Source organism: Geminicoccus harenae (assembly GCF_019800005.1).
GTDB lineage: Bacteria > Pseudomonadota > Alphaproteobacteria > Geminicoccales > Geminicoccaceae > Geminicoccus > Geminicoccus harenae.
On record NZ_JABGCL010000020.1, the window covers coordinates 63185 to 76558 of the forward strand.

The following is a 13374-nucleotide window of genomic DNA, read 5'->3' on the forward strand; positions in this document are numbered from 1 at the left end:
GCCATGGACCCGATCCTTCAGGCATTCTGGATCGTCATCGATCCCTATAACCTCACCGTGATGACCCTGGCCGGTCTGTTCGGGATGTTCGTGGGCGCCATGCCCGGGCTCACTGCCACCATGGCCACCGCGCTGCTGATCCCGGTCACCTTCTTCATGCCGCCCGTCCCTGCGGTGGCCGCGATCGTGACCGCGACCGCCATGGCGATCTTCGCCGGCGACATCCCGGGTGCCTTGATCCGCATTCCCGGCACCCCCTCCTCGGCAGCCTATGTCGCGGACAGCTACAAGCTGACCCAGAAGGGGCAGGCCGAACTGGTGCTCGGCTGCTGCCTGGTGTTCTCCGCGATCGGCGGCATCTTCGGCAGCCTGGCCCTGGCGTTCGCCGCCCCGGCGCTCGCCGAGATCTCGCTCAGGTTCTCGTCCTTCGAGTTCTTCTGGATCGCGATCTTCGGCCTGACCTGCGCGATCTTCATCAGCACCGGCCACCCGATCAAGGGTCTGGTCTCGGTCCTGCTCGGCCTGTTCATCGCGACGGTCGGGATCGACCCCACGGCCGGGCAGCCGCGCTTTACCATGGGCTCGGTCGAGCTCCTGGGCGGCATCGACTTCATCCCGGTCATGATCGGCATGTTCGCCATCTCCGAGCTGCTGCGCTGGGTGCTGGGCACACGCAAGGTGGAGAGCCTGCAGACCAAGCAGCTGGGCTCGGTGTTCCGGGGCCAGTGGGCACTGTTCCTGAAGTACAAGTGGAACACGTTACGCAGCTCCGTCCTCGGCGTGATGATCGGCTTCCTGCCGGGTGCAGGCTCGGACATCGCCGCCTGGGTGACGTATGCGATCTCCAAGAAGTTCTCCAAGGAACCGGAGAAGTTCGGCACCGGCCATATCGAGGGCGTGGTGGACGCCGGTGCGGCCAACAATTCCTCGCTCAGCGGTGCGTGGGTCCCGGCACTGGTGTTCGGCATTCCCGGCGATTCGATCACCGCGATCGTGATCGGCGTGCTCTACATGAAGGGCCTCAACCCCGGCCCGACGCTGATGCTCGACCAGCCGGAGATGCTCTACGCGATCTTCATCGTGTTCATGATTGCGAACATCGTGATGCTCCCGCTCGGCTGGGTAGCGATCAAGACGTTCCGCCACGTGCTGAAGGTGCCGCGCGAGGTCCTGATGCCGCTGATCCTGATGGCCTGCGTCGTCGGCAGTTTCGCCATGAACAACACGCTGTTCGGCGTCGGCATCATGCTGACCATGGGCATCATCGCCTATTTCATGGAGGAGAACGGCTTTCCGATCGCACCCACCATCCTGGGCCTGGTGCTGGGCGGGCTGGTCGAGAACAACTTCATGACCTCGATGATGAAGGCCGACGGCAACCTCCTGGCGTTCTTCGAGCGGCCGATCTCCGCGGTCCTGGGCGTGATCGTGATCGCGGCCTGGATCTGGCTGATCTGGTCGATGATCCGGGCCAAGCCGCCGCTGGTCACGGACGAGGAAGCTTCGGTCACATGAGCCGCAGGACGTTTGCGGGCATCGAGGAGGCAGAACGGTGAGCGGCTGGGCGATCTATCCGAGCCTGAAGGGCAAGTCGGTCTTCATCACAGGCGGCGGTTCCGGGATCGGAGCCGCCATCACCGAGGCCTTCGCCCAGCAGGGGGCGAAGGTGGCGTTCTGCGACTTGGCCGAAGAGCCCAGCAACGCGCTGGTCGCCCGGCTGGCCGAAGAAGGCCACGGCCAAGTCCTGTTCTGCCAGGCGGACGTGCGCGACATCGACCAGCTCAAGGCGGCGATCGCCAAGGCGGCCGAGGCGAACGGGCCGGTCACGGTCCTGGTCAACAATGCCGCGCGCGATGACCGGCACGCCTTCGACACGGTGACGCCGGAATACTGGGACGAGCGGTTCGCGGTGAACCTCCGCCACCAGTTCTTCGCCGCCCAGGCGGTGTTCCCGATGATGAAGGAGGCCGGCGGCGGCTCGATCATCAATTTCGGCTCGACGAGCTGGATGATCGGCCAGGGCGGCATGCCGGGCTACACCACGGCCAAGTCGGCGGTGGCAGGGCTCACCCGGGCGCTGGCCCGCGACTTCGGCCCCTACGACATCCGGGTGAACTGCATCGCCCCCGGCTGGATCATGACCGAGCGGCAGAAGTCGCTCTGGCTGACCCCGGAGGGCATCGAGGAGCTGATGAAGCGCCAGTGCCTGAAGCGCCAGCTCCAGCCGGCCGAGATGGCCAGGCTCACTCTGTTCCTGGCCGCTGACGACAGCTCGGCGATGACCAACCAGACCTATATCGCGGACGGCGGCTGGGTCTGAGGCAAGAAGGAGGGGCCGGGCGACCGGCCCCTTTTCGATTCAGCCCTGCCTGGGGATGCGCAGGACCTGGCCCGGATAGATCTTGTCCGGGTGCTTCAGCATCGGCTTGTTGGCCTCGAAGATGGCCGGGTACTTGCTGGCATCGCCATACTGGGCCTTGGCGATGGCCGAGAGCGTGTCGCCCTTCTCGACCGTGTAGAAGCTGGCGCCCTCCGCCTCTGCTGCCACGGCGGGAGCGATCTGGTCCTCGACCTTGGCCACGCCCGCGACGTTGCCCATGGCCAGGATGATCTTCTCCTTCTCCTCCTGGGACTTGGCCCCGCCCTTCACCGTCACCTTGTCGCCGTCCACCGCGACGTCCACGCCCGAGACGTCCAGCCCATGGCTCGCTGCCTCCTTCTTGAGCTCGTCGGCGGTGGGCGCCGCATCGGCGGTGCCGATGCCCAGCGAGCGGCCGGCCGCCTTGACGAAATCGATGAGGCCCATGGCGCATCTCCTTGATTTGCGATTGAAGGAGGAACGGCGGCCGGGGACCGCGGTGCCGCTGGCGACAACGGTGCCCAGCATGAGGAGCCGAGCTTGAACCGCACCTTCTTCTGCGTGGACGGCCATACCTGCGGCAACCCGGTGCGGCTGGTGGCCGGCGGCGGGCCGGACCTCCAGGGTGCGACCATGTCCGAGAAGCGCCAGGACTTCCTGCGGCACTGGGACTGGGTGCGGACCTCGCTCATGTTCGAGCCGCGCGGCCACGACGTCATGTCCGGCTCGATCCTCTATCCGCCGACCACGCCCGACGGCGATGTCGGCATCCTGTTCATCGAGACCTCGGGCTGCCTGCCGATGTGCGGGCACGGCACGATCGGCACGGTCACCATGGCGATCGAGCAGGGCCATGTCGTGCCGAAGGCCAAGGGCCGGCTGCTGCTGGACGTGCCGGCCGGGCGGGTGGTGGCCGAGTACGAGCGGGACGGGCGGTTCGTCGAGAAGGTCAGGCTCACCAACGTGCCCTCCTATCTCGCCATGAGCGAGGTGCGGGTGGAGTGCCCGGAACTGGGCGAGCTGGTGGTCGACATCGCCTATGGCGGCAATTTCTACGCGATCGTGGAGCCGCAGCCGAGCTTCCGGGACATGGCCGAGCTCTCGGCCGGGCAGATCCAGCGCCTCTCGCCGGAGCTGCGCCGCCGCCTGCAGGCCCTGGTCGAGCCGGTCCATCCGCTCGACCCGACCATCCGGGGGGTCAGCCACATCCAGTGGACCGGCAAGGCGACCCAGAAGGGGGCGCATGCCCGCAACGCCGTGTTCTATGGCGACAAGGCGATCGACCGCAGCCCGTGCGGCACCGGCACCTCGGCGCGCATGGCGCAGCTGGTTGCCAAGGGGCGGCTGAAGGTCGGTGACGCTTTCGTCCACGAGAGCATCATCGGCTCGCTGTTCGAGGGCAGGGTGGAGGCGGCGACCGAGCTGGCCGGCATCCCGGCGATCATCCCGTCGATCGCCGGCTGGGCGCGCACCACCGGCTACAACACCATCATCGTGGACGACCGTGACCCGTTCTGGCGCGGGTTCTCACTGGTCTGAGGGCTAGTTAAGTCACTGAGTTAGCTGAAGAAAATTGGCCGCTCGGGTTCGTTTGTGCAAAAAGCGAATCGCCGCCTTCGCTTGGGGCCAAAGCCTGGCCTGAAGATCTGGCCGGCGATGATAGCATGACCAGGCTCCGGCATGTCCGGAAATCGCCGATCGGCTGCGAGGTACCGGCGACGCCGCAGGGCGCCGTCGGCCCGACCGGGATTCAGGCCTGCATCCCGAACTCCTCCTCGTCCTCCCCGGTCTCGTAGTCTTCCGGGGCCGGATAGATGTCGAAGGTCGTGTAGAGATCCGGGTCGATCACGATGCGCCCGGACTTCTTCAGCCGGTACCGGCCAGGCGCCGGTACGGTGAGATTGTCCAGGATGGCCGGGATGCTGAACACATCGCCGGTCACGTCGTCCTCGATCTCGATCGCGTCGGGCGAGGCCGCCACGATCCAGCCCGTGTACTGGGCGTGATCCTGCACGTTGCCGTCACGGTCCTTGAAGGTGTACCCGACCAGGATCCGCTGGCCGACCAGGGCCTGGAACTTGCCGTCGCGCTCGTCCTGCTGGGCCTGGATCAGGACGTTCTCGGGCCAGGCTCCGATTCGGCGCCATTTCGATGCCATGATGAATATCCGAAATGAAATGAATGGGCATGACGATGAAGGGCGGGCCGGGACATGGGGCACCTGTCGTATGGATAAAGTATGCGCGGCTTCTACGAGCGGGCCGTGGGCCGCGCCAGGAGCAGTTGCGGCATGCACGAAGAAATCAGCAGGTTGTGACGTGCCGGTCATGCTGCCCCGGGGTGGAGGATGCGGACGTCCAGGTCGCCGTCATGATGACGTTCGTTCATGTGCGGCCGGCGGTTACTTGCCGGCGGCGGTTGCGGGACCGCGCATGATCGCCTGATGCCGGCTTCTGCGTGCCGGCTGTCCCTGACGGAGATCTGCGGCATGGCCCTGTGCGCGTCGCTGCGCTGCTTCGCCAGCCGGTTCTTCGATAGGGTCGGGGCCGGGACCGGCTAGCCAGCTTGCGGCAGCCATGCTTGCCCTGGCCGGGGGACGAGCCGCACGACCGGTCCGTCCCGCCGAATACTGGGGCGGGCCATGTTCTCGGACGAACTTCTCCATCGGCTGGCGGTGGCACTGGGCATCGGCCTGCTCATCGGGCTGGAGCGCGGCTGGCGGGCGCGGGACGAGGGGGAGGGCGAGCGTGCCGCGGGCTTTCGCACCTTCGCGCTGAGCGGCCTACTGGGCGGCATCTGTGCGGCCCTGGTGCCGCTCGCCGGGGCGCTGGTGCTGGCAGCCGGCCTCCTGGCCTTCAGCCTGGCCTTTGCCGCGTTCCACTGGCTGGAGGCGCAGGCCGACCAGGATTTCAGCGCCACCGGCGTGGTCGCGGGCATCCTCACCTTCGCGCTCGGCGCCTATGCGGTGCTGGGCGAGGTCCGGGTCGCGGTCGCGGCGGCCGTGGCGGTCGCCGCCCTGCTGGCGCTCAAGCAGCCACTCCATGCCTGGCTGCGGCGGCTGACCTGGCCGGAGATCCGCGCCGGGCTGGTGCTGCTGGCGATGAGCTTCCTGCTCCTGCCGCTCCTGCCGGACCGCCCGGTCGATCCCTGGGACGCGCTCAACCCGGCCGAGATCTGGCTGCTGGCGATCATCATCGCGGCCCTGTCCTTCGTCGGCTATGTCGCGGTGCGGATCATCGGCGCGCGGGCCGGGATCGTGCTGCTGGCCGTGGCCGGGGCACTCGCCTCGTCCACGGCGGTGACGCTCACCCTGGCGCGGATGGCCAAGGGGAGGGCGGAGGGAGCGGGCGTGCTGGCCGGCGGCATCCTGCTGGCGAGTGCCGTAATGGTCGGCCGGGTGCTGGTGGTCACCTTTGCGCTGAACCCGGCGCTGGTGCTGCCGCTGGCCTGGCCACTCGGCACGGCGATCCTGGTGTTCCTGGCGGGCGGCGGCTTTCTGCTGCTGCGCCGTACCGGCGGGGAGGGCGAGGGGCCGGAGCTGACGCTGACCAACCCGCTGGAGCTCGGGGTCGCCCTGAAGATGGCGGCGATCATCGCAGTCGTCATGCTGCTGGCCAAGCTCGTGGGCGACCGGTTCGGCGATACCGGTCTCTACGTCCTGGCCGCCGTTTCCGGCCTCGCCGATGTGGACGCCCTGACCCTGTCGATGGCGCGGATGGCCGGCAGCGGCATCTCGCTGGAAGTGGCCGCGGGGGCGATTGCCATCGCCGTCGCGGTGAACACGGCCGTCAAGTGCGTCATGGCGGGTGCGCTCGGCTCACCACGGCTGGCGGTGCTGGTGACCGGCGGGAGCGCGGTCGCGATCGCTGCCGGGGCCGGTGCGTTCCTGCTGGCCCAGGGCTGAACGGCGAGGCGGTCCCGCTCATCCTTGGTTCGGCCGCACCCTGAGGGCAGGCCGATTGACGGCCGACGATCATATCGTTAAATCTGGATATATGGATGCACCTGCCGTCGTCGAGGCCCTGGCGGCCCTGGCCCAGGCCACCAGGCTGGAAACCTTCCGCCTGCTGGTGAAGCACGAGCCGGATGGCCTGCCGGCCGGCGAGATCGCGCGCCTGCTGGGCGTGCCGCAGAACACGATGTCGGCGCATCTGGCGATCCTCGCCCGGGCGGGGCTGGCCAGATCGGAGCGCCAGGGGCGGTCGGTCATCTACCGGGCCGGGCTGGACGGGCTGCGGGCGCTGACCCTCTACCTCGTCAAGGACTGCTGCGCCGGAAGCCCCGAACTGTGCGGGCCGCTGCTCACCGAGCTGCTGCCCTGCTGCCCGCCTCAGCCGAGATCCTCATGACCGTCACCATCTATCACAACCCGGCCTGCGGCACGTCCCGCAACACGCTCGGCCTGATCCGCAACAGCGGCGAGGAGCCGGTGGTCATCGAGTATCTGAAGACCCCGCCCGACCGGGACGAACTGGTGAGCCTGATCGACCGCATGGGCATCGGCGTGCGCGACCTCCTGCGCGAGAAGGGCACGCCTTTTGCCGAGCTGGGCCTGGGCGATCCCTCCCTCACCGACGAGCAACTCGTCGACGCGATGCTGGAACATCCCATCCTGATCAACCGGCCGATCGTGGTCACCCCGCTGGGCGTGAAGCTCTGCCGGCCGTCCGAGACCGTGCTCGACATCCTGCCGAACCCGCAGCAGGGCGCGTTCACCAGGGAAGATGGCCAGCAGGTCGTCGCCGCCGACGGCCGCCGCCTCGTCTGATCTCCTGCCAGGAACATCCCATGGCTTCGCCAGCGCCGGCCTCCCGGCTGTCCTTTCTCGACCGCTACCTGACCGTCTGGATCTTCGCCGCGATGGCGCTGGGCGTCCTGCTCGGCACCCTGTTCGACGGGCTGCCGGCGGCCCTCGACCGGCTGTCGGTGGGCACCACCAACATCCCGATCGCGATCGGCCTGATCCTGATGATGTACCCGCCGCTGGCGAAGGTGCGCTACGAGGAGCTGCACCAGGTGTTCGCCGACAAGCGGGTGCTGGCCCTGTCCCTGGTCCAGAACTGGCTGATCGGGCCGGTGCTGATGTTCGTGCTGGCGGTGATCTTCCTGCGCGACCAGCCCGAATACATGACCGGCCTGATCCTGATCGGCCTGGCCCGCTGCATCGCGATGGTGCTGGTCTGGAACCAGCTGGCGCGCGGCGACAACCAGTATGTGGCCGGGCTGGTGGCGTTCAACTCGATCTTCCAGATCCTGTTCTTCAGCATCTATGCCTGGATCTTCCTCACCGTCCTGCCGCCTCTGTTCGGGCTGGAGGGCAGCGTGATCGATGTCGGCTTCTGGACGATCGCCGAGGCAGTGCTGATCTATCTGGGCATCCCGTTCCTGGCGGGCTTTCTGACCCGGCGCATCCTGGTCGCCCGGAAGGGACAGGGCTGGTACGAGCGGGAATTCCTGCCGCGGATCGGGCCGGTCACGCTGGCAGCACTGCTGTTCACCATCGTCGCGATGTTCAGCCTGAAGGGCGGCGACCTGGTCCGGCTGCCGCTCGACGCGCTGCGGATCGCCATCCCGCTCTCGCTCTACTTCCTGATCCAGTTCGTGATCAGCTTCGCCATGGGCCGGCTGATCGAGGCGGACTACCCGCGCACCACCGCAATCGCGTTCACCGCCGCCGGCAACAATTTCGAGCTGGCCATCGCGGTGGCCATCGCCGCCTTCGGCCTGGCCTCGCCGGTGGCGTTTGCCGCGGTGATCGGCCCGCTGGTCGAGGTGCCGGTGCTGATCCTGCTGGTGCATGTAGCGCTCCGCCTGGGCCAGCGCTTCTTCCCCCGAGACCGTGCCGTCCATGCGGCCATCAAGGCATGACCATGCGCCTGCGCGACCTTCCCGACCCCGACCATCTGCCGGCCCTGGACATGGCCTGTGCCCTTCAGCGCCCGGGCACCGGTCTTGCCAGCGACGGGCACCCGCCGCGCATCCTGCTGCTCTACGGCTCGCTGCGCCCGCGTTCCTTCTCGCGCCTCGCGGTCGAGGAGGCCGCGCGGCTCCTGCGCTTCTTCGGCGCGGAGACCCGGATCTTCGACCCGTCCGACCTGCCTTTTCCCGACCAGGTGCAGGGCGAGGTCCACCCGGCCGTGCAGGAACTGCGCGAGCACGCGATCTGGTCCGAAGGGCAGGTCTGGTGCAGCCCGGAGCGCCACGGCCAGATCACCGGGCTGATCAAGGCCCAGATCGACCACCTGCCGCTGGCGATCGGGGGGATCCGCCCGACCCAGGGGCGTACGCTGGCGGTCATGCAGGTCTCGGGCGGCTCGCAGAGCTTCAACGCGGTCAACACGCTGCGGCTGCTCGGGCGCTGGATGCGGATGTTCACCATCCCCAACCAGTCCAGCGTCGCCAAGGCCTATCAGGAGTTCGACGAGCAGGGGCGGATGCGGCCGTCGCCCTATTATGACCGGATCGTCGACGTGATGGAGGAACTGGTGCGCTTCACCCTGCTCACCCGCTCCCATGTCGACCAGCTCACCGACCGGTACAGCGAGCGCAAGGAGCGCTTCAGGCTTCCCGAAGCGATGTGAGCCGCCTGCCGGCGGGGCATCCGCCGGCAGGACAACGGGCTCTACTTCGCCCAGCTGCCGCCGAGCTCGTCGTCGATATGCGCCTGGATGATCTCCTCCAGGCTGCTGTCGCGCTGGAAGCCCAGCTGCTCCGCGCGGGTAGGCGCGAAGGTGGTGGGCCAGCCGGCGACGATCTTCTGGATGAACGGGTCGGGGGTCCAGGTGACGCGATCGACGACCTGCCTGGAGGTGACGCGCTCCAGGGCCGCCATCATCTCGGCCTGGGTGTAGGTGAGGCCCGGCAGGGTGAGGGAGCGGACCTGGCCGATCTCCTCGGACGGGATGGTGGCGGCGTGGACCAGGGCGTCGATCACCTTGCGCGGCGACAGGCTGTACATCCTGGCTTCCGGGGCCACCGGGCAGACCACGCTCTCGCCGGCCAGCGGCTCGCGCACGATCGAGCTGGCGAAGCTGGAGGCGGCGGCGTTCGGCCGGCCGGGGCGGACCACGATGGTGGGCAGGCGCAGCGAGCGGCCGTCGATCATGCCCTTGCGTGAATAGTCGGCGACCAGCAGCTCGCAGGCGGCCTTCTGCGCGCCGTACGAGGTCTGGGGGGTGAGGATCTGCGCGTCCGGGATCGGGTCGGGCAGCGGGCCGCCGAAGGCCGCGACCGAGGAGGTGAAGATCAGCTTCGGCACATGGCCGGCCCGGCGGGCGGCGTCCAGCACGTTGAGCGTGCCGGTCAGGTTGACCCGATAGCCCAGGTCGAAGTCCTGCTCGCATTCGCCGCTGACGGCGGAGGCCAGGTGCCAGACGATGCCGGGCTGGTTGCCCATGAGGATGCCCACCTGGGTGGAAGCGGACAGGTCGCCGGTGATCACCTCGAGCCGGTCGTCCGCGGGCAGGCCCTGCGGGGCCACCACGTCGAAGCAGGTGATCCGCTCGATCTTCTCGCCGCAGACCCGGCCGTCCTTCAGGAGGCGGGCGATCAGCTTCCTGCCGATGAAGCCGGCCCCGCCCGTGACCAGAACGCGCATCCCCAATTCTCCCTGCCGCGCCTTCGCTGGCGATCTCCTAGCCCGCAACCGATCCCGTGACCATCGCGCCTTGACCGATCCCTTGGGGTTCCGCATGACAGGTCGGGTAACAAAGATGATTAATGCCTGCAGGGAGGCGAACAGGATGCGGTCGTTCAACCGTCGATCCACCTTGGGACTGATGTCCGGAGGACTGATGGCCGGCGTGGCCGGCGGGACGCTGCTCGGCCGGGGTGCCCGGGCCGAGGTCGTGGCGGCCGACGTGCCGGCACCCGGCTACGAGATCGAGAGTGGTGCGGAGCTGCGCGTCCTGCGCCCCGCCAAGTTCGTGGCCGGTGACGAGGAACTGTTCCTGGCCAACTCCAAGAAGTTCACCGACCAGACCGGGGTCGCCGTCCGGGTCGACCAGGAAAGCTGGCAGGATCTGCGGCCGAAGACCGCCGTCGCCGCCAATGTCGGCACCGGGCCGGACATCGTGCTGGCCTGGAACGACGACCCGCACCAGTACCCGGAGAAGATCCTCGATCTGACCGATCTCGCCGACTATCTCGGCAAGAAGTACGGCGGCTGGGCGCCGCTCGCCGAGACCATGGGCAAGGGCCCGGACGGCAACTGGATCTGCATCCCGGTGGGTGCTTCCGGTGGCAAGATGGTCTACCGCGACTCCTGGATGAAGGAGGCCGGGTTCTCCGAGTTCCCGAAGGACACGGCGGGCTTCCTGGAGCTGGCCAAGGCGCTGCAGGGCATCGGCCATCCGGTCGGCTTCACGCTGGGCCAGGCCGAGGGCGACGCCAACACGTTCTGCCACTGGATGCTCTGGGCGCACGGCGCCTCGGTGGTCGACGAGAACGGCAAGGTGACGCTGGATTCGCCGGAGACCCGCGCGGCCCTGGCCTATGGCACCGAGCTCTACAAGACCTTCATCCCGGGCACCCTGTCCTGGCTGGACCCGTCCAACAACAAGGCGTTCCTGGCCGGCGAGGTCTCGGTCGTCGCCAACGGCATCTCGGTCTATTACGCCGCCAAGACCTCGGACGACCCGAACGTCAAGGCGCTGGCCGAGGATATCGGCCATGCCGCCATGCCGATCGGCCCGGTCGGCCGGCCGACCGAGACGGCGCTGACCGTGAGCGGCATGATCTTCGGGCACACCAAGTACCCGAACGCCGCCAAGGAATATCTGCGCTTCATGATGGAGAAGGAGCAGTACGGGCCCTGGCAGGAGGCCAGCATCGGCTACTGGGCGCACTCGCTCAACGCCTATGACGGCAACCCGATCTGGACGGCAGACCCCAAGCACACGCCGTACCAGAAGATCATGACCGAATCGCTGCCCTACGGGTACAAGGGGCCGCTCGGCTATGCGAGTGCCGGCACGCTCGCCGACTATATCGTGGTGACCATGGTTTCCTCCGTGGTCAGCGGCGCTGCCTCGCCCGACGATGCGATTGCGGAAGCGACCCGCCGCGCCGAGCGCTATTATCGCTGAGCCTTGACCGGATGGCCGGGCCCGCCCTCGGCGGCCCGGCCACCGCACGATGCGCAATTCCCTGGGAGGAACCATGGCCAGCGCTGCCACTGTCTGGGACGGACGCCGCCCGGAACAGTCCTGGCTGTCGCGCAAGCTCGACGACCGTCGCGTGCTTGCCATCCTGTTCATGCTGCCCGTGGCAGCCCTGCTCCTCACCTTCCTGAGCTATCCCCTGGGCCTGGGCATCTGGCTGGGGTTCACCGACACCCGGATCGGCCGTGACGGCATCTGGATCGGGCTCGAGAACTACACCTACCTGTTCGAAGACTCGGTCTTCTGGCTCTCGGTCTTCAACACGATCGTCTACACGGTCCTGGCGACCATCCTGAAGTTCGCGCTGGGCCTGTGGCTGGCGCTGCTGCTCAACCACCACCTGCCGTTCAAGAGCCTGATCCGCGCGATCGTGCTGCTGCCCTGGATCGTGCCGACCGTGCTCTCGGCGATCGCGTTCTGGTGGATCTACGACCCGCAGTTCTCGATCATCTCCTATGTGCTCAAGGGCATGGGCATCATCGACACCAATATCGACTTCCTGGGCGAGCCCTGGAACGCGCGGCTGTCGCTGATCGCGGCCAATGTCTGGCGCGGCATCCCGTTCGTGGCGATCTCGCTGCTGGCGGGCCTGCAGACCATCTCGCCCTCGCTCTACGAGGCCGCGATGATCGACGGGGCCACCGCCTGGGAGCGGTTCGTCCACGTCACCGTGCCGATGCTGATGCCGATCCTGGCGGTCGTCCTGACCTTCTCGGTGCTGTTCACCTTCACCGACTTCCAGCTGGTCTATGCGATCACCCGCGGCGGGCCCAACAACGCCACCCATCTGATGGCGACGCTGGCCTTCCAGCGCGCGATCCCGGGCGGCTACTTAGGCGAGGGTGCGGCCATCGCGGTCGCGATGATCCCGTTCCTGGTGGCATCCACCATCTTCTCCTATGTCGCGCTGGCGCGGCGCAAGTGGCAGCAGGGAGGCAGCGATGACTGAGGCCGCCGCCGAGAAGGCACCGGTGATCACCACCGAGCGCACCGGGGTGATCAATTGGGACTCGCTCCCCCGCCGGATGATGGTGGTCTATGTCCCGCTCATCCTGTTCCTGCTGACCCTGCTGTTCCCGTTCTACTGGATGGTGATCACCGCGTTCAAACCGAACGCGGAGCTCTACAACTTCAACGACTACAGCCCGTTCTGGGTCTCTTCGCCGACGCTGGAGCACATCAACCGCCTCCTGTTCCAGACCGACTATCCGCAGTGGCTGTGGACCACCATGGTGGTGGCGGTGTGCAGCACGGTGCTGTCCTTGTTCGTCTCGGTACTGGCGGCCTATGCCGTGCAGCGGCTGCGCTTCAAGGGCAGCCAGTGGGTCGGGCTCGCCATCTATCTGGCCTATCTCGTGCCGCCCTCGATCCTGTTCATCCCGCTGGCGACGATGATCTTCAAGATGGGCCTGTACGACAGCCCGCTGGCGCTGATCCTGACCTACCCGACCTTCCTGGTGCCGTTCTGCACCTGGCTGCTCATCGGCTACTTCAAGTCGATCCCCTATGAGCTGGAGGAGTGCGCGCTGATCGACGGCGCCACCCGGCTGCAGATCATGTGGAAGGTGACGCTGCCGCTGGCGGTGCCGGGGCTGATCTCGGCCGGGATCTTCGCCTTCACCCTGTCCTGGAACGAGTTCATCTACGCGCTGGCCTTCATCCAGAGCTCGGAGAAGAAGACCGTGCCGGTGGCGGTGCTGACCCAGCTGGTGGAAGGCGACGTCTATCACTGGGGCTCGCTGATGGCGGGCGCGCTCCTGGGCTCGATCCCGGTAGCGCTGATCTACTCCTTCTTCGTCGACTATTACGTGTCGAGCCTGACCGGGGCGGTGAAGGAATGACCGGGCGGCCCGG

At 67.4% G+C, this 13374-nt stretch carries 14 protein-coding genes; 11 read left to right on the top strand and 3 right to left on the bottom strand.

Annotation, left to right across the window (positions count from 1 at the left end; all coding sequences use genetic code 11):
* The first annotated feature begins 3 nt into the window (after positions 1-3).
* Together HLA95_RS18220 and HLA95_RS18225 are read left to right on the top strand one after the other, a co-directional pair.
* Positions 4-1515 (top strand): tripartite tricarboxylate transporter permease, encoded by a 1512-nt coding sequence (locus HLA95_RS18220; protein ID WP_191059683.1) that lies wholly within the window; start codon positions 4-6, stop codon positions 1513-1515.
* A 37-nt stretch (positions 1516-1552) separates the two neighbouring features.
* Positions 1553-2320, top strand: coding sequence for an SDR family NAD(P)-dependent oxidoreductase (locus tag HLA95_RS18225; RefSeq protein WP_191059684.1), 768 nt, complete (start codon positions 1553-1555; stop codon positions 2318-2320).
* A gap of 39 nt (positions 2321-2359) precedes the next feature.
* On the opposite strand, the gene lysM is transcribed toward HLA95_RS18225, so the two are convergent.
* Positions 2360-2806 (bottom strand): peptidoglycan-binding protein LysM, encoded by a 447-nt coding sequence (gene lysM, locus HLA95_RS18230; RefSeq protein WP_191059685.1) that lies wholly within the window; start codon positions 2804-2806, stop codon positions 2360-2362.
* A gap of 93 nt (positions 2807-2899) precedes the next feature.
* Between lysM and HLA95_RS18235 the strand changes: the two genes are divergently transcribed.
* The gene (locus HLA95_RS18235; RefSeq protein WP_191059686.1) at positions 2900-3898 is read left to right on the top strand and encodes a 4-hydroxyproline epimerase; all 999 of its coding nucleotides are present in this window, start codon (positions 2900-2902) and stop codon (positions 3896-3898) included.
* A gap of 211 nt (positions 3899-4109) precedes the next feature.
* Here HLA95_RS18235 and HLA95_RS18240 read toward each other — a convergent pair whose 3' ends face one another.
* Entirely contained in the window at positions 4110-4517 is a 408-nt protein-coding gene (locus tag HLA95_RS18240; RefSeq protein ID WP_191059687.1) for a hypothetical protein, read from the bottom strand.
* Between the two features lie 483 nt (positions 4518-5000).
* On the opposite strand from HLA95_RS18240, the gene HLA95_RS18245 reads away from it, so the two are divergent.
* The 5 genes from HLA95_RS18245 to arsH all read left to right on the top strand — a co-directional run bounded on the left by HLA95_RS18245 (position 5001) and on the right by arsH (position 8940).
* Positions 5001-6263 (top strand): MgtC/SapB family protein, encoded by a 1263-nt coding sequence (locus tag HLA95_RS18245; protein ID WP_222184087.1) that lies wholly within the window; start codon positions 5001-5003, stop codon positions 6261-6263.
* A 91-nt stretch (positions 6264-6354) separates the two neighbouring features.
* Positions 6355-6708: an ArsR/SmtB family transcription factor gene (locus tag HLA95_RS18250; protein WP_191059553.1), complete on the top strand. Its 354-nt coding sequence runs from the start codon at positions 6355-6357 to the stop codon at positions 6706-6708.
* Entirely contained in the window at positions 6705-7127 is a 423-nt protein-coding gene (arsC, locus tag HLA95_RS18255; protein ID WP_191059554.1) for an arsenate reductase (glutaredoxin), read from the top strand. The genes HLA95_RS18250 and arsC overlap by 4 nt, the downstream gene beginning before the upstream one ends.
* Positions 7128-7147: 20 nt before the next feature.
* Entirely contained in the window at positions 7148-8227 is a 1080-nt protein-coding gene (gene arsB / locus HLA95_RS18260; RefSeq protein WP_191059555.1) for an ACR3 family arsenite efflux transporter, read from the top strand.
* 2 nt (positions 8228-8229) lie between these two features.
* Complete coding sequence (gene arsH, locus HLA95_RS18265; protein ID WP_191059560.1) at positions 8230-8940, top strand: arsenical resistance protein ArsH; 711 nt, start codon at positions 8230-8232, stop codon at positions 8938-8940.
* 41 nt (positions 8941-8981) lie between these two features.
* Here arsH and denD read toward each other — a convergent pair whose 3' ends face one another.
* Positions 8982-9956: a D-erythronate dehydrogenase gene (gene denD / locus HLA95_RS18270; RefSeq protein ID WP_191059556.1), complete on the bottom strand. Its 975-nt coding sequence runs from the start codon at positions 9954-9956 to the stop codon at positions 8982-8984.
* Positions 9957-10152: 196 nt separating this feature from the next.
* Here denD and HLA95_RS18275 point away from each other — a divergent pair, with 196 nt between their 5' ends.
* From HLA95_RS18275 to HLA95_RS18285, 3 genes are all read left to right on the top strand, one after another.
* Positions 10153-11445, top strand: coding sequence for an ABC transporter substrate-binding protein (locus HLA95_RS18275; protein ID WP_223861499.1), 1293 nt, complete (start codon positions 10153-10155; stop codon positions 11443-11445).
* A 73-nt stretch (positions 11446-11518) separates the two neighbouring features.
* Positions 11519-12469, top strand: coding sequence for a carbohydrate ABC transporter permease (locus tag HLA95_RS18280; protein ID WP_191059558.1), 951 nt, complete (start codon positions 11519-11521; stop codon positions 12467-12469).
* A complete protein-coding gene (locus HLA95_RS18285; protein WP_191059559.1) occupies positions 12462-13361 on the top strand; it encodes a carbohydrate ABC transporter permease in 900 nt (299 codons plus the stop codon). The genes HLA95_RS18280 and HLA95_RS18285 overlap by 8 nt, the downstream gene beginning before the upstream one ends.
* The last annotated feature ends 13 nt before the right edge of the window (positions 13362-13374 follow it).

Excerpts from the sequence above, each read along its gene's own strand:
- arsB (WP_191059555.1), top strand. The coding sequence starts at position 7,148 with ATGGCTTCGCCAGCGCCGGCCTCCCGGCTGTCCTTTCTCGACCGCTAC.
- HLA95_RS18275 (WP_223861499.1), top strand. The coding sequence starts at position 10,153 with ATGGCCGGCGTGGCCGGCGGGACGCTGCTCGGCCGGGGTGCCCGGGCC.
- arsC (WP_191059554.1), top strand. The coding sequence starts at position 6,705 with ATGACCGTCACCATCTATCACAACCCGGCCTGCGGCACGTCCCGCAAC.
- HLA95_RS18220 (WP_191059683.1), top strand. The coding sequence starts at position 4 with ATGGACCCGATCCTTCAGGCATTCTGGATCGTCATCGATCCCTATAAC.
- arsH (WP_191059560.1), top strand. The coding sequence starts at position 8,230 with ATGCGCCTGCGCGACCTTCCCGACCCCGACCATCTGCCGGCCCTGGAC.
- HLA95_RS18250 (WP_191059553.1), top strand. The coding sequence starts at position 6,355 with ATGGATGCACCTGCCGTCGTCGAGGCCCTGGCGGCCCTGGCCCAGGCC.
- HLA95_RS18240 (WP_191059687.1), bottom strand. The coding sequence starts at position 4,517 with ATGGCATCGAAATGGCGCCGAATCGGAGCCTGGCCCGAGAACGTCCTG.
- HLA95_RS18285 (WP_191059559.1), top strand. The coding sequence starts at position 12,462 with ATGACTGAGGCCGCCGCCGAGAAGGCACCGGTGATCACCACCGAGCGC.
- HLA95_RS18245 (WP_222184087.1), top strand. The coding sequence starts at position 5,001 with ATGTTCTCGGACGAACTTCTCCATCGGCTGGCGGTGGCACTGGGCATC.
- lysM (WP_191059685.1), bottom strand. The coding sequence starts at position 2,806 with ATGGGCCTCATCGATTTCGTCAAGGCGGCCGGCCGCTCGCTGGGCATC.
- HLA95_RS18280 (WP_191059558.1), top strand. The coding sequence starts at position 11,519 with ATGGCCAGCGCTGCCACTGTCTGGGACGGACGCCGCCCGGAACAGTCC.
- denD (WP_191059556.1), bottom strand. The coding sequence starts at position 9,956 with ATGCGCGTTCTGGTCACGGGCGGGGCCGGCTTCATCGGCAGGAAGCTG.